At 69.1% G+C, this 20,033-nt stretch carries 21 protein-coding genes; 11 read left to right on the top strand and 10 right to left on the bottom strand.

Features of this window, described 5'->3' with window-relative positions; all coding sequences use genetic code 11:
- Nucleotides 1-43 precede the first annotated feature (43 nt).
- Nucleotides 44-607 (bottom strand): alkyl hydroperoxide reductase subunit C, encoded by a 564-nt coding sequence (gene ahpC / locus Q9R17_RS11815; protein WP_308154836.1) that lies wholly within the window; start codon nucleotides 605-607, stop codon nucleotides 44-46.
- Between the two features lie 342 nt (nucleotides 608-949).
- Between ahpC and prmC the strand changes: the two genes are divergently transcribed.
- The 3 genes from prmC to Q9R17_RS11830 all read left to right on the top strand — a co-directional run bounded on the left by prmC (nucleotide 950) and on the right by Q9R17_RS11830 (nucleotide 3,665).
- A complete protein-coding gene (gene prmC, locus Q9R17_RS11820) occupies nucleotides 950-1,807 on the top strand; it encodes a peptide chain release factor N(5)-glutamine methyltransferase (protein ID WP_308154837.1) in 858 nt (285 codons plus the stop codon).
- A gap of 48 nt (nucleotides 1,808-1,855) precedes the next feature.
- The gene (pip, locus tag Q9R17_RS11825) at nucleotides 1,856-2,797 is read left to right on the top strand and encodes a prolyl aminopeptidase (protein ID WP_308154838.1); all 942 of its coding nucleotides are present in this window, start codon (nucleotides 1,856-1,858) and stop codon (nucleotides 2,795-2,797) included.
- A gap of 196 nt (nucleotides 2,798-2,993) precedes the next feature.
- Nucleotides 2,994-3,665: a hypothetical protein gene (locus Q9R17_RS11830; protein ID WP_308154839.1), complete on the top strand. Its 672-nt coding sequence runs from the start codon at nucleotides 2,994-2,996 to the stop codon at nucleotides 3,663-3,665.
- A 71-nt stretch (nucleotides 3,666-3,736) separates the two neighbouring features.
- Here the strand turns inward: Q9R17_RS11830 and Q9R17_RS11835 are convergent, their stop codons facing one another.
- The 4 genes from Q9R17_RS11835 to Q9R17_RS11850 are packed head-to-tail and all read right to left on the bottom strand — an operon-like array spanning nucleotide 3,737 to nucleotide 6,610.
- Entirely contained in the window at nucleotides 3,737-4,534 is a 798-nt protein-coding gene (locus Q9R17_RS11835) for an N-formylglutamate amidohydrolase (RefSeq protein WP_308154840.1), read from the bottom strand.
- Complete coding sequence (locus tag Q9R17_RS11840; RefSeq protein WP_308154841.1) at nucleotides 4,527-5,081, bottom strand: NUDIX hydrolase; 555 nt, start codon at nucleotides 5,079-5,081, stop codon at nucleotides 4,527-4,529. Before Q9R17_RS11840 ends, Q9R17_RS11835 begins: the two co-directional genes overlap by 8 nt.
- Nucleotides 5,082-5,090: 9 nt before the next feature.
- A complete protein-coding gene (locus tag Q9R17_RS11845; RefSeq protein WP_308154842.1) occupies nucleotides 5,091-6,032 on the bottom strand; it encodes a 5'-3' exonuclease H3TH domain-containing protein in 942 nt (313 codons plus the stop codon).
- A complete protein-coding gene (locus Q9R17_RS11850; protein ID WP_308154843.1) occupies nucleotides 6,029-6,610 on the bottom strand; it encodes a nitroreductase in 582 nt (193 codons plus the stop codon). Before Q9R17_RS11850 ends, Q9R17_RS11845 begins: the two co-directional genes overlap by 4 nt.
- Before the next feature lie 330 nt (nucleotides 6,611-6,940).
- On the opposite strand from Q9R17_RS11850, the gene Q9R17_RS11855 reads away from it, so the two are divergent.
- Entirely contained in the window at nucleotides 6,941-9,283 is a 2,343-nt protein-coding gene (locus tag Q9R17_RS11855; RefSeq protein WP_308154844.1) for a DUF1631 domain-containing protein, read from the top strand.
- A 64-nt stretch (nucleotides 9,284-9,347) separates the two neighbouring features.
- Entirely contained in the window at nucleotides 9,348-10,427 is a 1,080-nt protein-coding gene (locus tag Q9R17_RS11860; protein ID WP_308154845.1) for an NAD(P) transhydrogenase subunit alpha, read from the top strand.
- A 22-nt stretch (nucleotides 10,428-10,449) separates the two neighbouring features.
- Here Q9R17_RS11860 and Q9R17_RS11865 read toward each other — a convergent pair whose 3' ends face one another.
- Genes Q9R17_RS11865 through Q9R17_RS11875 form a run of 3 tightly spaced genes read right to left on the bottom strand, consistent with a single transcriptional unit; the run spans nucleotide 10,450 to nucleotide 11,840 of the window.
- Nucleotides 10,450-10,911 (bottom strand): DUF3106 domain-containing protein, encoded by a 462-nt coding sequence (locus Q9R17_RS11865; RefSeq protein WP_308154846.1) that lies wholly within the window; start codon nucleotides 10,909-10,911, stop codon nucleotides 10,450-10,452.
- A 3-nt stretch (nucleotides 10,912-10,914) separates the two neighbouring features.
- Nucleotides 10,915-11,259 carry a hypothetical protein gene (locus Q9R17_RS11870; RefSeq protein ID WP_308154847.1) on the bottom strand — a complete coding sequence of 115 codons (345 nt, stop codon included), beginning with the start codon at nucleotides 11,257-11,259 and terminating at the stop codon, nucleotides 10,915-10,917.
- The gene (locus tag Q9R17_RS11875) at nucleotides 11,256-11,840 is read right to left on the bottom strand and encodes an RNA polymerase sigma factor (RefSeq protein ID WP_308154848.1); all 585 of its coding nucleotides are present in this window, start codon (nucleotides 11,838-11,840) and stop codon (nucleotides 11,256-11,258) included. The genes Q9R17_RS11870 and Q9R17_RS11875 overlap by 4 nt, the downstream gene beginning before the upstream one ends.
- 97 nt (nucleotides 11,841-11,937) lie before the next feature.
- Here Q9R17_RS11875 and Q9R17_RS11880 point away from each other — a divergent pair, with 97 nt between their 5' ends.
- Nucleotides 11,938-12,258 carry an NAD(P) transhydrogenase subunit alpha gene (locus tag Q9R17_RS11880; protein ID WP_308154849.1) on the top strand — a complete coding sequence of 107 codons (321 nt, stop codon included), beginning with the start codon at nucleotides 11,938-11,940 and terminating at the stop codon, nucleotides 12,256-12,258.
- Nucleotides 12,255-13,715 (top strand): NAD(P)(+) transhydrogenase (Re/Si-specific) subunit beta, encoded by a 1,461-nt coding sequence (locus Q9R17_RS11885; protein WP_308154850.1) that lies wholly within the window; start codon nucleotides 12,255-12,257, stop codon nucleotides 13,713-13,715. Before Q9R17_RS11880 ends, Q9R17_RS11885 begins: the two co-directional genes overlap by 4 nt.
- Nucleotides 13,716-13,795: 80 nt before the next feature.
- Here the strand turns inward: Q9R17_RS11885 and Q9R17_RS11890 are convergent, their stop codons facing one another.
- Nucleotides 13,796-14,215, bottom strand: coding sequence for a hypothetical protein (locus tag Q9R17_RS11890; protein ID WP_308154851.1), 420 nt, complete (start codon nucleotides 14,213-14,215; stop codon nucleotides 13,796-13,798).
- Between the two features lie 122 nt (nucleotides 14,216-14,337).
- Between Q9R17_RS11890 and sufT the strand changes: the two genes are divergently transcribed.
- The 4 genes from sufT (at nucleotide 14,338) to Q9R17_RS11910 (ending at nucleotide 19,430) form a co-directional block, all read left to right on the top strand.
- The gene (sufT, locus tag Q9R17_RS11895) at nucleotides 14,338-14,889 is read left to right on the top strand and encodes a putative Fe-S cluster assembly protein SufT (RefSeq protein WP_308154852.1); all 552 of its coding nucleotides are present in this window, start codon (nucleotides 14,338-14,340) and stop codon (nucleotides 14,887-14,889) included.
- 59 nt (nucleotides 14,890-14,948) lie between these two features.
- Complete coding sequence (locus tag Q9R17_RS11900; RefSeq protein ID WP_308154853.1) at nucleotides 14,949-16,043, top strand: branched-chain amino acid aminotransferase; 1,095 nt, start codon at nucleotides 14,949-14,951, stop codon at nucleotides 16,041-16,043.
- 233 nt (nucleotides 16,044-16,276) lie between these two features.
- Nucleotides 16,277-17,296 carry a M23 family metallopeptidase gene (locus Q9R17_RS11905; RefSeq protein WP_308154854.1) on the top strand — a complete coding sequence of 340 codons (1,020 nt, stop codon included), beginning with the start codon at nucleotides 16,277-16,279 and terminating at the stop codon, nucleotides 17,294-17,296.
- Between the two features lie 388 nt (nucleotides 17,297-17,684).
- The gene (locus Q9R17_RS11910; protein ID WP_308154855.1) at nucleotides 17,685-19,430 is read left to right on the top strand and encodes a S8 family peptidase; all 1,746 of its coding nucleotides are present in this window, start codon (nucleotides 17,685-17,687) and stop codon (nucleotides 19,428-19,430) included.
- 97 nt (nucleotides 19,431-19,527) lie between these two features.
- Here Q9R17_RS11910 and Q9R17_RS11915 read toward each other — a convergent pair whose 3' ends face one another.
- A complete protein-coding gene (locus Q9R17_RS11915) occupies nucleotides 19,528-20,013 on the bottom strand; it encodes an asparaginase domain-containing protein (RefSeq protein ID WP_308158335.1) in 486 nt (161 codons plus the stop codon).
- Nucleotides 20,014-20,033 lie beyond the last annotated feature (20 nt).

Here is a 20,033-nt window from a genome sequence, read left to right on the forward strand (position 1 = left end):
GCCGGGGCGGGCATGGGAGCGAGGGGGGAGGGAAACGGATCCCTTAGATCTTGCCGACCAGGTCCAGCGACGGGGTCAGGGTCTTCTCGCCTTCCTTCCACTTGGCCGGGCAGACCTGGTTCGGGTTGGCGGCGGTGAACTGGGCAGCCTTCAGCTTGCGCAGGGTTTCGGAGACGTCACGGGCGATCTCGTTGGAGTGGATCTCCTGGGTCTTGATCACGCCTTCCGGGTTGATGATGAAGGTGCCGCGCAGGGCCAGGCCTTCTTCTTCGATGTGCACGCCGAAGGCGCGGGTCAGCTTGTGGGTCGGGTCGCCGACCAGCGGGAACTGGGCCTTGCCGACAGCCGGCGAGGTTTCGTGCCACACCTTGTGCGAGAAGTGGGTGTCGGTGGTGACGATGTAGACCTCGGCGCCCGCCTTCTGGAATTCGGCGTAGTGCTCGGCGGCGTCTTCGATCTCGGTCGGGCAGTTGAAGGTGAAGGCGGCCGGCATGAAGATCAGGACGGACCACTGGCCCTTCAGGCTGTTGTCGGAAACCTTGATGAACTCGCCATTGTGGTAGGCGTTGGCTTCGAACGACTGGATCGGGGTGTTGATCAGGGACATCGTGTTTCCTCTGGATGAAGGGGGCGGGGGGAATCGACAGGAGCTAGGTTACCGGCTCGCTTTCGATAAGAACAATCCATAGATTTCATCTATTTAATAGATTTCATCTATCGAAATGGTGCCAAGCGTCCCGGCAGGCCCTCATGAGATAGGGACAACATCATGAAAAACAAGGGATTGTTGGTTTGGTGGTGATTTCACGCGTATAGCCTGCCTTTATCCAGCGGTGCCCGTAGCTGAACGCCGCGACGTTGGGTCGCACCCCGCGGCGCGACCGCCCCGGGCGGCGGCCCGGCGGGCCGTGATGGGATAAGCTGCGCCCCCCGCCGAGCCCCTGCCGCCATGCCTGACACCGCCCCGATGACCCTGCGCGACGCCGTGGCCGCCGCTGCGGCCGCCCTGCCCGGCGGGGAGGCCCGCTTCGAGGCGGAGTGGCTGCTGCTGCATGTGCTGCAGCGCCCGCGCAGCTGGCTGTTCGCGCATGCCACCGACCCACTGCCGGCCGAGGTGGTCGCGCCGTTCCAGGCCCTGCTGGCGCGGCGTGCCGCCGGCGAGCCGGTGGCCTACCTGACCGGCCGCCGCGGGTTCTGGACGCTGGACCTGGACGTGGATGCGTCCACGCTGATCCCGCGCCCGGAAACCGAACTGCTGGTGGAACTGGCGCTGGCCCGCCTGCCGCTGGACCGCGACCTGCAGCTGGCCGACCTGGGCACCGGCAGCGGTGCGATCGCCCTGGCCCTGGCCAGCGAGCGGCCGCGTGCGCAGGTGCTGGCCACCGATGCCAGTGCCGACGCGCTGGCGGTCGCCACGCGCAACGCGGCCCGCCATGAACTGGGCAACGTTCATTTCGCCCAGGGCCGCCACGACTGGTACGCGCCGCTGCAGGGCCGGCACCTGGACCTGATTGCGACCAACCCGCCCTACATCGCCAGCGGCGATCCGCACCTGTCGCAGGGGGATCTGCGCTTCGAGCCGGCGACGGCACTGGCGTCCGGTGCCGATGGCCTGGATGACATCCGCCGTATCGCCGCCGGTGCGCCCGCGCATCTGGTGCCGGGCGGCTGGCTGCTGATCGAGCACGGCTGGGACCAGGGCGCACCCATCCGCACGCTGCTGCAGGCCGCCGGACTGGAACAGGTGGAGACCGTGCAGGACCTGGAACAGCGCGACCGGGTCACGCTTGGCCGGCAGCGCGCCTAGAATGGAGGTTCTCCTGCCCCGGCAGGGCACCACCCTGGAGTTGCAAGCATGCGCACGCTGTACCCCGAAATCTCGCCCTATGACGTCGGCACCCTGAAGGTCGACGACCGCCACACGCTGTACTTCGAACAGTGCGGCAACCCGGACGGCAAGCCGGTGGTGATGCTGCACGGTGGCCCGGGCGGCGGCTGCAGCGACAAGATGCGCCAGTTCCACGACCCGTCCAAGTACCGCATCATCCTGTTCGACCAGCGCGGTGCCGGCCGTTCCACCCCGCACGCCGACCTGGTGGACAACACCACCTGGGATCTCGTTGCCGATATCGAGAAACTGCGCGAGCACCTGAAGGTCGATCGCTGGCAGGTGTTCGGCGGCAGCTGGGGGTCGACGCTGGCGCTGGCCTACGCAGAAACGCACCCGCAGCGGGTGACCGAGCTGGTCCTGCGCGGCATCTTCATGCTGCGTCGCTGGGAACTGGAATGGTTCTACCAGGAAGGCGCCAATCGCCTGTTCCCCGATGCATGGGAGCACTACCTCAAGCCGATTCCGGCGGTGGAGCGCCATGACCTGATCTCGGCTTTCCATCGCCGCCTGACCAGCAACGACGAAACCACCCGCCTGGAAGCGGCCAAGGCGTGGGCGGTATGGGAAGGCGCGACCAGCTTCCTGCACGTCGATGATGATTTCATCAACAGCCACGAAGACCCGCATTTCGCGCTGGCGTTCGCCCGCATCGAGAACCACTACTTCGTCAATGGCGGCTTCTTCGAGGTGGAAGACCAGCTGCTGCGCGACGCGCACCGCATCGCCGACATCCCGGGCGTGATCGTGCACGGCCGCTACGACGTGGTCTGCCCGCTGGCCAATGCGTGGGATCTGGCCAAGGCCTGGCCGAAGGCGAAGCTGGAAATCAGCCCGGCCTCGGGTCATTCGGCGTTCGAAGCGGAGAACATCGACGCGCTGGTGCGCGCGACGGACAGCTTCGCGTAAGGCCTGGAGCTGCATGACGTGGGGGTAGCGCCAGGCCATGCCTGGCTGCTGTCCGGCCCGCCTGTGCGGTGATGGGCGCATCCACGCATGGCGTGGATCTACACACCGCGCTGCCCGGGTGTGGCGTGGTGATCGCGCATGGCGCGTGAGCGGCATTGATAGACTGCCCCTCCACCGATTGCCTGGCCAACGACGCATGATCGAACTGCTGGACCTGCGGCAGACCCTGCACGCCTTTGCCGCCTGCAACGACGACCATGCGGTGCACGCGTCCTTCGGCTGGGTGCATGCCACCGGGGGGGCGCCGCTGCAGGCCCGCTTCTGGCTGCCGCCGGACGAAGACACCGCCTTCGACGATGACGGCGAGGTGCCGGCCGAGGCGCAGGCACTGGGCCTGAGCGAGTACCTGGAACCGGCCACCTTCGCCGATGTGCTCGACGTGCAGAAGCGGCAGCGGCCGTTGTCCACGCTGGCCGACTACGCGCAGGCGCTGACGTACTACCACGCGTACGATGCCTTCCTGGAAGTCGACGGCATCGACGCGGCGCTGGGTGAGGCCACGGCCGAGGACCGGGCGGTGGCGCGCGAGGCCGGCGTGGGCGCGGGCATTTTCGCCTCGTTCGATCTGCAGCTGCTGGGCTGCGCGGAGGATCAGCTGAAGGCCGCAGCGCAGTGCTTGGCGCGCCTGCACGAGGTGCCGGTGGGTGCGGCGCTGGCCCGCTGCCGCGCGCTGCCCCTCACGCTCGGGCAGGCGTTGGACCGGACCCGCGCGCAGGCGATCAAGGACACCTTCGATGCGATCGGCGCGACCGTGCAGGTGCAGGGATTCAAGCCGTTCCCGTGGATGGATGCGCCCGCGTTGCGTTGAACAACACCCCCCACGCATGGCGTGGATCTACTCGCGATGTCCCCGTAGATCCACGCCATGCGTGGATGGGATCATCCAAACGCCAGCAATTCCGGCTGCAGCGCGGTGAACACCCGCGCCAGCCGCTCCGCCCAGGCCTGCTGCCCGGCCGCATCGGCAATCAGGTCCTGGCGGATCTCCAGTTCCACATGCACCAGGCCACGTCCCTCGCCATGTACCGGCACGGCGTAGTCGCTGGTGCTGCTGACCGAATAGGGCTCGTTGTCACCCACCACCAGGTCGCCTTCATCGCGCAGCGCCTGCAGCAGCGCATGGGCAAAACGCGTGTCCTGGTGGTACAGCACGCCGGCATGCCAGGGGCGCTGCGCGCCGTTCATCACCGGGGTGAAGCTGTGCATCATCACCAGCAGGGTGGGGCGGCCGTTGGCCTTCCGTGCCTCCAGCTCGGCGTCGATGCGCGCGTGGTAGGGCGCATGCACCGTGGCGATGCGCTGCAGGCGCTGGGCGGTTGTCAGCCCGGCGTTGCCGGGCACCACGGTGTGGTCGCTCACCTCGGGAATCAGCGTCGGGGAGGCCAGCGGGCGGTTGCAGTCGATCAGCAGCCGCGAGTAGGTCTGTTCGATCGCCCACGCGTCCAGCCGCTCGGCCAGTGCACGGGTGGTGCCGGCAATGCCGATGTCCCAGCCGATATGCCGGTCCCGTTCGGCCTGCGGCAGGCCCAGCCCGGCCAGCGCGTGCGGGATCTGCTGACCGGCATGGTCGGCCAGCAGCAGGAAGGGCGAGCGGCCCTGCGGCCGGTGGATCGCGTACACCGCCGGGTCGTCGTGGCCCAGCAGGGGCGGCGGATCGGGCAGGCCGGTGTCAGCCACGGGGCGTGCCATCCAGGTGGTGTTCGATCATCCACAGCCCGGCCCAGAGCTTGGCATCGAGCGCATAGCCTTCGCCCATCTTCTGCACCAGCCAGGCCGCAGCCTGCGTGCGCGGCACTTCATGCACGGTGATGTCCTCGCTGTCATCGCCGCCGCCGTCACCGATGCGGGTCAGGCCGGTGGCACGCACGAAGGCGATCTTCTCGTTGCTGGCGCCGGAGGAGGTGGGGCCGATCATCAGCACCTCGGCGTGGGCGGCGGTCCAGCCGGTTTCTTCTTCCAGCTCGCGCACGGCCGAGGCTTCGATGGATTCGCCGGCGTCGATGTCGCCGACCAGCCCGGCCGGCATCTCGATGGTCGGGGCCTGCAGCGGTACCCGGAACTGTTCGACGAACAGCACGTTGTCTTCCGGGGTGACGGCGATGATGATCGCCGCCAGGCCGCCGGCATGGACGCGTTCGCTGTACTCCCAGGTGCCGCGCACGACCATGCGCTGGTACTTGCCTTCGTAGACGACGCGCGGGGCTTCGGTGTTGCGCTGGCTCATGCGGGCTCGCTATGCAGTGGGAAGAGGGTCGGCGACGCCGGCGGCCTGGAACAACCGGCGCCGGGTCAGGGGGCCGAAGCGCAGGGTCGCGCACAGGCCGTCGAGCAGTTCCGGGTCGGCCGGCTGGCGGTGCAGGCCGGGGGGGCAGCCTTCCAGCGGTGCATCCAGCGCGATGGTGGTCAGCTGCCGCCACAGCAGGGCGTGCTCGCGCTGCTCGCGCAGGCGCACGGCCATCTGCGCCGCGCCGCGCAGGCGCAGGAACGGCACTTCATCCAGGCGTTCGTACAGCGTGTCCAGGCTGCCGAAATGGGCCAGCAGCACGGCGGCGGACTTGCTGCCCACGCCGCTCACGCCGGGGATGTTGTCCACCGCGTCGCCGCACAGGGCCAGGTAGTCGGCGATCTGGTGCGCGTGCACGCCGTGCCGGGCCTTCACCCCGGCCATGCCCCAGCGCTGGTTGCGCGCGTAGTCCCACTGCTCGTCATGTTCGAGCAGCAGCTGGGACAGGTCCTTGTCGGCGGAAATGATGATGCCACGGTGGCCTGCGCGGTGCCTGTGCAGTGCGCTGCCGATCAGGTCGTCGGCCTCGTACTCGTGGTGGGCCAGCACCCCCAGCCCCAGTGCCGCGCACAGCGCCTTGCAATGCACGAACTGGCGCTTGAGTGCTTCCGGTGCAGGATCGCGGTTGGCCTTGTAGGCCGGGTACAGGCGGTGGCGGAAGCCGCTGTCCAGCGCTTCGTCGAAGGCGATGGCGATGTGCCGGGGCCGTTCGCGCTCCAGCAGGTCCAGCAGGAAGCGGGCGAAGCCGTGTACCGCGTTGGTGGGCCAGCCCTGCGCATCCTGGAACTCGTCCGGCAGCGAATGCCAGGCGCGGAACACGTAGATGCTGGCATCGACCAGGTAGAGCGGCGCGCGCAGCGCGGGGGCGGCGATGGGCACCACCGTGCTCATGCCGGTGGGGTCCAGTCCTGCAGCAGGGCGACCGGGTCGGGCCGCTCGCGCTCGGGAATCCCGGCCTTGGGCGTGCCGATATGGATGAACCCGGCAATGCCCTCGTTGGCGGCCAGGCCCAGGTGGCCGTGCACCGCCGGGTCGAAGGCCATCCAGCCGGTCAGCCACTGTGCGCCGAAGCCCAGTGCCTGCGCAGCCTGCAGCAGGGCGAAGCAGGCGCAGCCGGCGGTCATCAGCTGTTCCTGCACCGGAATCGTGTCGTCGGCGTTGATGCGGGTAACGACGGCAATGACCAGCGGGGCGTGGCTGAAACGCTGCCGGTCCTTGTCGATCTGGGCCTGGCCGGCGTTCGGGTCGCGCAGGCGGGTCTGCTCGGCCAGGAAGTCACCCAGACTGTGACGCGCGTCGCCGGCGATGCGCAGGAAACGGAAGGGCACCCGCTTGCCGTGGTCGGGCACGCGCACCGCCGAGGCCAGCATGCGCTGCAGCGCCTGCGGGTCGGGGCCGGGTTCGCCCAGCTGGCGCGACGGCACCGAGCGGCGGGCATCCAGGGCAAGCAGGGCAGCAGGGTCGGACATGGGGATTAACCGGTCATCACAGGGTCTTGATTATAGTCGGGGCCATCGATGACACGGCCGGACGCGTTTCTGTTCCTTCTGCGACAAACTGTGATGAACATCAAGCCACTGACGGGCAAGGACCGGCCCCTTCCCCTCGCCTCGCAGGCCCGCCCCGGCTTACGATACGTAGGCTGCCGGGCCGCCGGTCATGAGGATTGAAGTGAGGACTGTTTCACTGTCCGTGACGGGCTGGCCGGCCTACGATCGACTGTCGGGTGCAAGGGGTGCGCCGGCTGTCGCGGTATCCGTGTTGTTTGCCGTACCAGTGAAGGTGGGGAGCCTTCCCGCATGATGACCGCGCCCACTTCGATGGGGTCGCCGGGGCGTGACCCGGCCCAACTGCAGCGTGCCCACGATGTGGCGCTGCCGGCGTTCGCGCAGGCGTTCGCCGCCGTGCTGGCGCGCTTTGACGACGTGCTGTTCGACCGGGCCGGCAGTGCCGGGGCTTCCCAGCTGCTGTTCCTGGATGGCATGCGTGAACTGCGCCGCCGGCGCAGCGACATCGCCGCGGCCTTCACCGCGCACCTGGAACGGGCCTGGGCAGGGCTGGCCCTGGGCACGCCGCTGTCGGCCGAGGCCACCCTGTCCGGCCAGGCCGAGGATGGGTTGAGCCTGGTGCCCGAGCAGGTGCTGGAATCGCGGCTGGCCGTGCGCAACTTCGCTTCGGTGATGCTGCGCGACTTCAAGCCGGTGCTTGGCCGCCTGGACCGCCGGCTGGGCTGGATCGCCGGGGGGCTGGAGCTGGATGCCGACCTGGACCCGGTCAGCCCCGAACACCTGGGCGTGGCCATCCACGAAGGGTTCGCCGACTGCGAACTGGCGCCGGAAGTGCGCCTGGTGCTGATCAAGCTGTGCGAGCGCGACCTGCATGCGGTCATCGGCAAGATCTATGAAAAGCTGGATGAACACCTGGTTGCTGCCGGGGTCATGCCGCAGATGGGCGCTGCGCGCCGGCCCGGCCCCACCGCGCCACGCCCGCCGCCGCCGCCGTCGGCCAGCCATGCGCTGGACGACCTGGTGGAGCCCCGCCACGCGGCGGGCCAGGACGGCGAGGGCATCGATGCCGACGGCGAGGCGGGCGCGCCGGCGTGGGCGCAGCGCTTTGCCGAACGCTGGTCCGAACGCCGTGGCCATCTGCAGCAGGCGCTGGGCGCCGGCACGGGCGAGGCCGTGGCCGAGGCCTATGGCGGCCAGCAGGGCATGCTGCTGGAAGCCCTGCATGAGCTGCTGCAGCAGACCCGCCATGCCCGCGAGGATGCCACTTCCGCCGCGCAGGTAGCGGTGGGCCAGCAACGCCCGCTCAGCCAGCGCGAGATGATGTCGGTGCTGTCGCTGCTGCAGGCCACCCCCAGCGCGACCCTGCGCGCCGCCATCGGCGAGGATGGCGAGTCGCTGGCGCAGCGGCTCAAGAGCGAAGTGCTGTCCGGGGCGACCCGGCTGGGTGTGGACCCCAGCCAGGCCCGGCTGGACCCGCAGGACGAGGACGCCATCGACCTGGTGGGCATGCTGTTTGATGTCATGCTCGACGAGCGCGACCTGGAAGGCCGTTCGCGCGAGCTGATCGGCCGGCTGGTGGTGCCCTTCGTGAAGGTGGCCATGCTCGACCGCCGCATGTTCGTGCAGAAGACCCATCCCGCCCGCCGCCTGCTCAATTCGCTGGCCGAGGCCTGCGAAGGCAATGCCGGCGAAAGCCAGGCCGAGCGCGTGCTGATGGGCAAGGTCGAGGAAATCGTGGACAGGCTGGTGGCCGAGTTCAACGAGAACCTGGCCATCTTCCTGACCCTGGAAGAAGAATTCCGCGAGTTCCTGGTCCAGCACCGTCGCCGCGTGGAGATCGCCGAGCGGCGTGCCGCCGAAACCCAGCGCGGGCAGGAAAAACTGGAAATGGCACGCCTGCGCGCCACGGCGGAACTGGACCGGCGCATTGCCGATGCCACCCTGCCGCCGGCCATTGCCGGGTTCCTGCGCCAGCCCTGGCAGCACCATCTGACCCTGGCCCTGCTGCGCGAGGGCGAGGACGGCGGCTCGGTGACCGAGGCGCTGGCCCTGGGCGACGGGTTGCTGGAGGAAGTGGCCGAAGCCCGCCGGCAGATCGTCGGCAAGCCGTGGCTGCAGGCCTGGCAGCCGGCTCTGTCCCGGGTCTTTGCCAGCGTCGGCATGCATGGCGACGCCACCACGGCGGCCATCGGCGCCCTGCATGACACGTTGCAGGGCATCGCCGAATCGCGGCCGGAACTGCAGCGCGCGCTGCCGGAGCTGCCACAGGTCGTGCTGCCCAGCGCGCCGGCACCGGAGCCGCCGGGGGTCGAACTGGGCCAGCGCCTGGACGATACCGATTTCGACAATGCCGATGCCGACCGCTTCCGCCGGATGGAGATCGGTACCTGGCTGGATTTCGTCGACAAGGACGGCAAGGTGCAGGCCGGCAAGCTGTCCTGGGTCAGCCCGATTTCCTCGCGCCTGCTGTTCGTCAACCGGCGCGGTGTGCGCTTCTGCGTCGCCTCGCCGGAAGAACTGGCGGTGATGGTGCGGCTGGACCGGCTGCGCGCGCACCGGGACGATGGCGCTTTCGACAGCGCCATGCAGGGTGTGATCGATCGGCTGGACCCGGCCAGCAGCACCGTGCATTGAACCGTACGCGGCGGCGGCGTGCCTGCTAGGATCGGGCCGAACTCATCGATCAGCGGGGACCTGCATGGCCGTGGCGTTGCTGGGGATCAAGGAGACCGCGTCGGGTGAACGGCGCGTGGCGCTGACGCCGGAAACGGCGCGCAAGCTCGCGGCGCTGGGCATTACCGTCTGGTACGAGGCCGGTGCCGGCCTGGCGGCGGGTTTCACCGATGCCGCCTACGAACAGGCCGGCGCGCATGCGCTGGACCCGGGCCGCTGGAGCGAACTGGACATCGTGCTGTGCGTACAGGCGCCGCCGGCGGAGGTGCTGGCCCGGCTCAAACCCGGCGCGACCGTCATCGGCCTGCTCACGCCTGCCAGCGATCCGGCCCTGGCGGCCCTTGCCGAGGGGGATCGCCTGCACCTGTTCCCGCTGCAGCAGCTGCCGCGCACCACGCGTGCGCAGTCGATGGACGTGCTCAGTTCGCAGGCCGGCATGGCCGGCTACAAGGCCACCCTGATTGCCGCCGAGCGCGCGCCACGCTTCTTCCCGATGCTGACCACGGCCGCTGGCACGGTACGTCCGGCCAAAGTGCTGGTGGTGGGCGCGGGTGTGGCGGGATTGCAGGCCATCGCCACCGCGCGCCGGCTCGGTGCGCAGGTGGAAGGGTTCGACGTGCGCCCGGAGACGCGCGAGCAGATCGAATCGCTGGGCGCACGTTTCCTCGATCTGGGCGTGAGTGCCGCCGGCGAGGGCGGCTATGCCCGCGCGCTGACCGATGACGAACGTGCCGAGCAGCAGCGCCGCCTGGCCAGCCACCTGCGCGGCGTGGACGTGGTGATCTGCACCGCCGCCGTGCCGGGCCGCAAGGCGCCCACCATCCTCGCCGCCGACATGGTGGAAGGCATGGCGCCGGGCAGCGTGATCGTCGACCTGGCGGCGGAAAGCGGCGGCAACTGCGCATTGACCCGCCCGGGCGAGTGCATCGAGCACCAGGGCGTCATCATCGATGGGCCCCTGGACCTGGCCAGCCGCGGGGCGACCCATGCCAGCGAGATGTATGCCCGCAATCTGCTGAACTTCGTCGGCCTGTTCGTGCGCGAGGGGCAGCTCGGCTTCGATTGGGAAGACGAACTGCTGGCGAAAACGCGCTGGCAGGCCTGACCGGCCGGCGCCGCCGCCAGCCCTATCGTGGCTTGGCCGGCGGCGGGTTGTCGCGCACCCAGTCCCGGCGTTCATCGGGCGTCATCCGTTCCCAGCGCTCGCGCAGCTCGTCGCGCTGCGGCGGGGACATGCCGCGCATCTGCCCGAACAGGGCGCGCGCCTGCTCGCGCTGTTCGGGGGTCATGTGTTCGAAGCGGCGCAGGCCACGGCGCGCCTTCTCGCGTTCCTCCGGGCTCATGGCCTGCCAGCGTTGGCCATGCTGCAGCATGCGCTGGCGCTGGAGCGGCGGCGCGTTGTTCCAGCGGTCGCGCATCGGCGCGATCAGCGATTCGCGCTGGGCCGGGGTCAACCTGTCCCAGGCCGGCAGGTCCGGTGGCGGGGCGGCAGCCGGGGCCGGGGCCGGCGGGGCCGCCGGCTGTGCCAGTGCAGGCAGGGCCGGGGCCAGCAGGGCCAGCAGCAGGGGCAGGAAACGGATCGGGTGCATGGGTTACTCCATTGCCAGGTCGGTATCGCCCAGCCACAGGTACAGGTCGGGATTTTCGTCGTACAGCGCGCCGTTGTCTTCCTGCGCGCTGCCCTCCCTCGCCACTGGCGGCGGCATGCCACCGGACCCGGGCAGGGCGGCGTGGTCTCCCAGCAGGCGCACGCCGATGCCCGTGGCCACCAGCAGCGAGCAGGCCGTGGCCAGCCACCAGCGGCCACGTGCGGCACGCCGGCGAGGCGCCGCATGGCGGGCCTGGCGCAGCTGCGCCAGCGTGGCCGGGGGCAACGACTGCACGGCCCGGGCATGCAGGGCGCGCAGCGCGTCGTCGGAAGGCAAGGGACGGTTCACGGGGGAGTCTCCAGGGAGTCCTGCAGCGCCTGCCGGGCGCGTGCCAGATGGGTCTTTACCGCGCCTTCGCTGCAGCCCATGGCCCGCGCCGTGGTGGCGCCGTCCAGGTCCTGCAGCACGCGCAGGGTGAAGGCTTCGCGCTGGCGTGCCGGCAGCGTGCGCAGGGCCTGCACCAGCTGCTGGTACTGCTGGCGTTGTTCGTGGGCCTGCGCCGGGTCCGGGCCGGGGTCGGCCCAGTCGATCGGGGCCCCTTCGGCATCCTGGTTGTCGCGCCAGAACGGCAGGCGGAAGCGGCGTCGGCGCTGCAGGTCGATGACCCGCCGGCGCAGGATGCTCCAGAACAGCGGCGCCCATTCGGCGGCCGGCTTGTCGGCATAGTCCAGCATGCGCAGCAGGGCATCCTGCACGGCATCCAGGGCGTCCTCGCGCTGGCGCAGGCCGGCCTCGGCGAAACGGAACGCGCGTGGGCCGACGCTGGCCAGGAACGCCTCCAGCGAGGCCGGCAGGGCATCGGCGTCGGCGGTCGGGGGGACGGGGCTGCTCACCAGCACAGGGTACGGTTCCTCGCTCGGGGTCACCATCGACAACGCGTGAGGGGGGCACCGGTTGACCGGGCCATGCAGCGGGTTCAGCCCATGGTTATGATGGCGCGACGAAGACAGAGCGGGAGCGTTGCCAGTGAGTGACGGGTTCGTGGCGCTGTACATCTTCATGCTGGCGGCCATCGCCGGCCATGTGATCATCGCGCGGGTGCCGGTGATCCTGCACACCCCGCTGATGTCGGGGTCCAACTTCATCCATGGCATCGTGCTGATCGGGGCGATGGTGGTGCTGGGCCACGCGCAGACACCGCTGGAGAAGGTGCTGGGGTTCGTGGCCGTGGTGCTGGGTGCGGGCAATGCCGCCGGCGGCTACGTGGTCACCGCGCGCATGCTGGAAATGTTCAAGCCCAGTGACCGCAGCAAGGCCAAGGATGAACCGAAGGAGCCGCGCGCTTGAACATCAGCACCGTCGAACTGCTCGACTGGCTGGTCAAGGCCAGCTACCTCGTCGCCGCCACCCTGTTCCTGCTGGGCCTGCAGCGCATGGCCTCGCCGCTGACCGCGCGCAGCGGCATCCGCTGGGCCGGGCTGGGCATGCTGCTGGCCACGGTGGCCACGTTCTTCCTGCCCGAACTGCACAACGTGCCCTTGATCCTGGTGGCGCTGGTGCTCGGCGCCGGGCTGGCCTGGTGGTCGGCCGGCAAGGTCGCCGTGACCGACATGCCGCAGATGGTGGCCCTGTACAACGGCATGGGCGGCGGCTCGGCCGCAGCCATCGGCGCGGTCGAACTGCTGCGCTACGCCTTCCTGGCCCATCGCGACACCTCGCACTGGAGCGAACAGGCCCTGGCCGACCTGGCCGCCCGCCAGCCTTCGGCCATGGTGCTGGTGCTGGCGGTGGTGGGCGCGGCGATCGGCGCGGTGTCGCTGTCCGGCTCGATCATCGCCTGGGCCAAGCTCGACGGGCGGCTGGACAAGCGCGTCACCTGGCCGGGCCAGCAGGCGTTGAACCTGCTGGTCGCGCTGGCCGTGGTGGTGCTGGGCATCGTCGCGGCCAGCACCCTGAGCACCTGGGCCATCGTGGCCTTCTTCGTGCTGGCGCTGGCACTGGGCGTGCTGATGACCCTGCCCATCGGCGGGGCGGACATGCCGGTGGTCATTTCGCTGTACAACGCCTTCACCGGCCTGGCGGTGTCCTTCGAGGGCTACGTGCTGGGCAATGAAGCGCTGATCATCGCCGGCATGATGGTCGGCGCAGCCGGCATCCTGCTGACCCGCCTGATGGCCAAGGCGATGAACCGGCCGATCCGCAACGTGCTGTTCTCCAACTTCGGTGCCGCCGCCGGCGGCGAAGCCCAGGCCATCAGCGGGGCGCAGAAGCCGATCGAGGCCGCCGACGTGGCCGCGATGATGGCCTTCGCCGAGCGCGTGGTCATCGTGCCCGGCTACGGCATGGCCGTCGCCCAGGCCCAGCACAAGATCTGGGAACTCGCGCAGCGGCTGATCGCGCGCGGGGTGAAGGTGAAGTTCGCCATCCACCCGGTGGCCGGGCGCATGCCCGGGCACATGAACGTGCTGCTGGCCGAGGCGGGCGTGCCCTACGACCTGATCGCCGACATGGATGACATCAACCCCGAATTCGCCACCACCGACGTGGCCTTGGTGATCGGCGCCAACGATGTGGTCAACCCGGTCGCGCGTACCGACCCGGCCAGCCCGATCTATGGCATGCCGGTGCTGGACGTGGTCAACGCGCGCAACGTGGTGGTGATCAAGCGGGGCCGTGGTACCGGCTTTGCCGGCATCGAGAATGCGCTGTTCTACGCGGACAACGCACGCATGCTGTACGGCGACGGGGCCGAGGCGGCCGGCGCGCTGGTCAGTGAACTGAAGGCGCTCGACGGCGGGCATTGAGGACGGCCGGGACCGGGGCGGCCCTCTTTCCAGGGGAAAGGGGGCTGGCCCCCATCCACGCATGGCGTGGATCTACCGGGTCAGCGTGCCAGCCAGGCGCCGACCACCACGGCCACCGCCAGCCACAGCCATTCGGCGGCACCGTTGGCCAGGTTGATCAGGGTCCAGGCCAGGTGCGGCCCCATGCGCAGTGCCGATTCCCATGGGGTCAGGCCCATCGGGCCGCCCATCCAGGCGCTGGCGATGGCCCAGTTGGCGATGGCAGCCACCAGCACGGTGCCGCCCACCACCAGGGCAATGCGCAGCCGGCCCGGACCCAGCGTGCCCAGCTTGAGCATGAACACCAGTTCCAGGGCGGCCACCACGGCCATCCAGCCCAGTGGGCGGCCACTCATCAGGGCCAGCAGCATCCAGGCCAGGGGGGCGATGAACAGGGCCAGCATCAGCATGATGGGCCAAAGCCAGGTCACGGTCCTGGCACGCACGGCATTGGAAGGCATCGAGGCATCCTGGAGATCGTCCACAGGATACTGTGGTTTGCCGCAGTGCACCGGCGGCGGCGGGCGGGGTGGGCTAAAATGCCCGCTTGCGCGGCCCCACCCGCGGCCCCATATCGAGCCCCATGTACTCCCGCAGCAGTGAACCCGTCCATTTCGAACGCGATTGCGAGGCCGTGATGGTCCCGCAGGGCGATACCGTGACCCTGCCCGCCGGCAGCTACGGCTACATCACCCAGGCCCTGGGCGGCAGCTATACCGTGTTCGTCGAAGGCAACCTGTTCCGCATCGCCGGCAAGGACGGCGACGCCATCGGCAAGGAGGCACCGGCACCGCTGGAGCTGCCGGCCGATGCCAGCGACGAACAGGTCGAGCAACTGGTGTGGCAGCAGCTGCGCACCTGCTTCGATCCCGAAATCCCCTTCAACATCGTCGACCTGGGCCTGGTCTACGAGGTCGACCTCAAGCACCTGGACAACGGGCAGCGCGAGGTGGACGTCAAGATGACCCTGACCGCACCGGGCTGCGGCATGGGCGAGATCCTGGTCGACGATGTGCGCAGCAAGCTTGAAATGATCCCGACGGTGGCCGAGGCCGACGTCGAGCTGGTGTTCGACCCGCCATGGGGCCGGCACATGATGTCCGAGGCCGCCAGGCTCGAAACCGGCATGCTTTGACCGGGGACCGCGGCAACGCGGCCCTCGGCGTTTCCCGCAACCAGAACAGGAATTATCCGGTGTCCCAGTCCATCCCCAGCTTCGCCGTCACCCGTTCGGACCACCCGCGCAGCGCCGAGCAGCGCGCCCAGATCCTGGAGAAGCCGGGGTTCGGCCTGCACTTCACCGACCACATGGTGGAAGTGCGCTGGGACAAGGATGCCGGCTGGCACAACGCCAGCGTGCGCGCCTACGGCCCGCTGCAGCTGGATCCGGCCGCCGCCGTGCTGCACTACGGCCAGGAAATCTTCGAAGGCATCAAGGCCTACCGCCACGCCGATGGCTCGATCTGGACCTTCCGCCCGGATGCCAACGGCCGCCGCCTGCAGCGTTCGGCCCAGCGCCTGGCGCTGCCGGAACTGCCGGTGGAGATCTTCGTCGAATCGCTCAAGCAGCTGATCGCCGTGGACCATGAGTGGGTGCCGTCGGCCGACGAATCGAGCCTGTACTTCCGCCCGTTCATGATCGGCGATGAAGCCTTCCTCGGCGTGCGCGGCGCGCACAAGGCCGGCTACTACGTCATCGCCAGCCCGGCCGGCCCGTACTTCGCCAAGGGCGTTGCGCCGGTGTCGATCTGGCTGTCCACCGAGTACGCGCGTGCGGCCAAGGGCGGCACCGGCGCGGCCAAGTGCGGCGGCAACTATGCGGCCTCGCTGCTGCCGCAGCAGAAGGCCCAGGCCCAGGGCTGCTCGCAGGTGCTGTTCCTGGACCCGGTCGAGGGCAAGTACCTGGAAGAGCTGGGTGGGATGAATGTGTTCCTGGTCTACAAGGACGGCACGCTGGTCACCCCGGCGCTGTCGGGCAGCATCCTGGAAGGCATCACCCGCGAGAGCATCCTGCAGCTGGCCCGCGACCGCGGCATGAAGGTCGAAGAGCGCAAGGTCAGCATCGACGAGTGGAAGGACGGCGTGGCCTCCGGTGCGATCAGCGAAGTGTTCGCCTGCGGCACCGCCGCGGTGGTCACCCCGATCGGCCAGCTCAAGGGCGAAGGCTTCTCGGTGGGTGACATCAATGCCCCGGCCGGTGAAGTCACCATGTCCCTGCGCAAGGAGCTGACCGACATCCAGTACGGCCGCCTGCCGGACCGCCACGGCTGGCTGGTCAAGCTGGGCTGATCGCCAGCGCCAGGTTCGACCCGCAAAGCCCGTCCCCGTGACGGGCTTTTCTGTTCATGGGTGCCTTGCCGGCCATGGGGCAGGTACGCTGTGGGTCGCCCGGGGGACCAGGACACGGGGCCATGGGCGCGGTTGCGATCGACGCCCGGGCCACCATGCCACGGGCGCGTATCGGAAACAGCGGGCCGCGATCGTGGCCCAGCTCCCCACCATGGACTACAAGGACGAATGACATGAACCTGCTTTACCGCGTGATCCCGTTTCTTGCCTTGCTGCTGGTGGTATCGACGGGCGCCGCCCGGGCGGCCGACCTGCGCCAGCAGGGCCAGGTGCTGACGACGGCGTTCTACCAGGGCCAGACCGACATGATCTGGAAGCGCATGACGCCGCAGATGCAGCAGGCCCTGCAGTCAAAGGAAAACCTGGCCGCGCTGCGCGGGAAGGTCCTGACGGACTGGGGCGCGGAAACCGCCGTGGTCGAGGAAAAGACCGACACCGTGAACGGCTATGGCGTCTACCTGCGCCGGGTGCGCCTGGAGAAGGTGCCGCAGGTCATCCAGGTGCAGTGGGCACTGGACAGCGAGGGCAGGGTCGGTGGCTTCTACATCCGGCCCGAGCAGGCCGAGCCCACCGCGGCCGCCAGCCCGCACCTGGAGTACCAGACCCGCACGCGCCTGCAGCTGCCGTTCGCTGAAACGTTCTACGTGTTCTGGGGCGGCCGCAGTGTCGAGCAGAACTACCACGCGGTGGACGCGAACCAGCGGTTCGCGCTGGACATGGTGATCGTGCGCGAGGACCGCTCGCACAGCGGCGATGGCAAGCGCAACGAAGACTATTTCTGCTTCGGCACGCCGCTGCTGGCCCCGGCCGACGGTACCGTGGTGGAAGTGGTGGAAGGCATCGCCGACAACGTCCCGGGCCAGATGAACGCCCGCCAAGCGACCGGCAACCGCGTCATCATCGATCACGGCAACAACGAGTATTCGCTGCTGGCCCATCTGCGCAACGGCAGCGTGCAGGTTGCCAGGGGCGACGTGGTGCGTGCCGGCGCGCGCCTGGGTGAGTGCGGCAACAGCGGCAATTCCTCCGAACCGCACCTGCACTACCAGCTGCAGGCGGGGCCGGCCTTCGGCACCAGTGCCGGCCTGCCGGCCCAGTTCACCGACTACATCGCCGATGACCAGCCGGTCGCCCGCGGCGAACCGACCCGCGGCCAGCACGTCCGCCCGGCAGGGTCGCCGCTGCAGCGCTGATCGCGGCCCACAGCCGCCCCGCTCGCGCTGCGGGCGGGGCACGGCAGTGGCGATCGAAGGCCCCAGGGCACGCGACGCGGGCGTGCCGATGTCGGCAATGTCATCCGTGGACAGACAACCGGCCATTCCGGGGCATCCCTGCGCCCCGGCGTTCCTTCATCTTCACAAACCCTAGACCCGCAAAGTCTCAGATCCGACATTTCATGTCCCTGAAAGGACGCTGAAATCTTGTCGCATCCGGCTCAAAGCCCTAGCGTCGGCAACAGGCGGATCGACAGGGGTGATCCGCCGTTCTCCGGTCCGCCCATCCGCCATCCACAGCACGACCCAGGAAACGGGCCGGTCATCTGCCGATTCCGGCATTCACACCACTAGAAGGTACAGTCCGATGTCCCAGGTTTCGCAACCGCGTGTGCGTCAAGCATGGGTAGTTCTCGGTGCCACCGTCGTCACCTCGCTGCTGCTGGCTGCGCCGGCGTTCGCCGGTGATGTCCAGCTCAGCGGGCTGCAGTCCGCGCCGACGCACCAGCGCTTCATCGTGAAATACCGCGACAACAGCGCGCCGCTGGCCAGCACCACGGCGCTGGCCAGTTCGCTGAAGACCGCCGCCACCGGCCTGCCGGCGGCGCAGGGCCGTGCGCTGGGCCTGCAGCAGCTGCGCCGGCTGGCGATCGGTCCCAGCGTGGTCAAGGCCGACCGCGCGCTGGACCAGGCCGAAGCCGAGCTGCTGATGCGCAAGCTGGCCGCCGATCCGAACGTGGAATACGTGGAAGTGGACCAGATCATGCGGCCGACGCTGGTCCCCAATGACACCCGCTTCAACGAACAGTGGGGCTTCGGTACTTCCAACGCCTCCATCAACGTGCGCCCGGCCTGGGACAAGGCCACCGGCACCGGCGTGGTGGTGGCGGTGATCGATACCGGCATCACCAACCATCCCGACCTCAATGCCAACATCCTGCCCGGCTACGATTTCATCAGCGATGCCGCCATGGCGCGTGATGGCAACGGCCGCGACAGCAATCCCAACGATGAAGGCGACTGGTACGGCGCCAACGAGTGCGGCGCGGGCATCCCGGCATCGAACTCCAGCTGGCACGGCACCCACGTGGCCGGCACCGTGGCCGCAGTGACCAACAACAGCACCGGCGTGGCCGGTACCGCCTTCAATGCCAAGGTCGTGCCGGTGCGCGTGCTCGGCAAGTGCGGTGGCTACACCTCCGACATCGCCGATGCCATCGTCTGGGCCTCCGGGGGTACCGTCAGCGGCGTGCCGGCCAATGCCAACCCGGCCGAAGTCATCAACCTCTCGCTCGGTGGCGGCGGCAGCTGCTCGGCCACCTACCAGAACGCGATCAACGGTGCGGTCGGCCGTGGCACCACGGTGGTGGTGGCTGCCGGCAACAGCAACACCAATGTGTCCTCGTCGGTGCCGGCCAACTGCGCCAACGTGATCGCCGTGGCCGCGACCACCTCGGCCGGTGCGCGCGCCAGCTTCTCCAACTACGGTGCCGGCATCGACATCTCCGCGCCGGGCCAGGGCATCCTGTCCACCCTCAACACCGGTACCACCACCCCGGGCAGCGCGACCTACGCCTCGTACAACGGCACCTCGATGGCGGCCCCGCACGTGGCCGGCGTGGTGGCGCTGATGCAGTCGGTGGCGACCAGCCCGCTGAGCCCGGCGCAGGTGGAAACCATCATCAAGAACACCGCGCGGCCGTTGCCGGGCGCGTGCTCCGGTGGTTGCGGCGCGGGCATCATCGACGCCGATGCGGCGGTCAGCGCCGTGCTCAACGGCGGGGGAGGCACCCCGAACCCGGGTGGCAACGAACTGCAGAACAATGTGCCGGTCAGTGGCCTGTCGGCGGCCAGCGGTGCATCGCTGGCCTACACGGTCACCGTCCCGGCCGGCCGCAGCCAGTTGCGCGTGGCCATCAGCGGCGGCAGCGGTGATGCCGACCTGTACCTGCGCCAGGGCAGCGCCCCGACCGATACCACCTACACCTGCCGTCCGTACCTGAACGGCAACAACGAGACCTGCACCATCAGCAATCCTGCTGCGGGCGTGTGGCATGTGCGGGTGAAGGCCTACAGCACCTTCTCCGGTCTGACCCTCAACGCCCAGTACTGAGCCCAGGTCCCCTTCCCACTGGGTGCGCCCCGGCTTCGGCCGGGGCGTTTCTGCCTGGCATCGCGGCGCAGGTGGTTACCGGCCCTGCACCCGCCGGTCAGACCGACTCGAAGCGGTTGGCGGCCACGTTCTTGCGCACGTGCTCGGGATTGAAGATCCGCCCGTTCATGGCGATGTACACGCCTTCGGGCAGCGACTGCACCGCACCGATCGCGCAGCCGATGTTGAACTCGGCATCCGAACCGCGGAAGCGTGCCGGGCTCAGCGCGCCGGTCATCACGATGGTCTTGCCCGGAATCGTCGCCAGCACCTTGCCCGTCTGCACCATCGAATCGGTACCGTGGGTCACCAGCACATGGCGCGTGGGCTGGGCGGCAATGGTCGCCCGGATCAGCTCGCGGTCCTCGTCGGTGATGTGCAGCGAATCCTTGCGCAGGATCGGAATCACGTTGAAGCGGAACGTCACGCCCAGTTCGCGCAGGATCATGCCGATCTGCGGGTCGCCGATCTGGTAGTCCGACTTGTCGTCGAAGTAGATCTTGTCGATCGTGCCACCGGTGGTGACGATCAGGAGCTCTTCCATCATGTGCATGCGCGAAACCA

It is taken from the genome of Stenotrophomonas sp. 24(2023), from assembly GCF_030913365.1.
In the GTDB taxonomy this organism is placed as follows: domain Bacteria; phylum Pseudomonadota; class Gammaproteobacteria; order Xanthomonadales; family Xanthomonadaceae; genus Stenotrophomonas.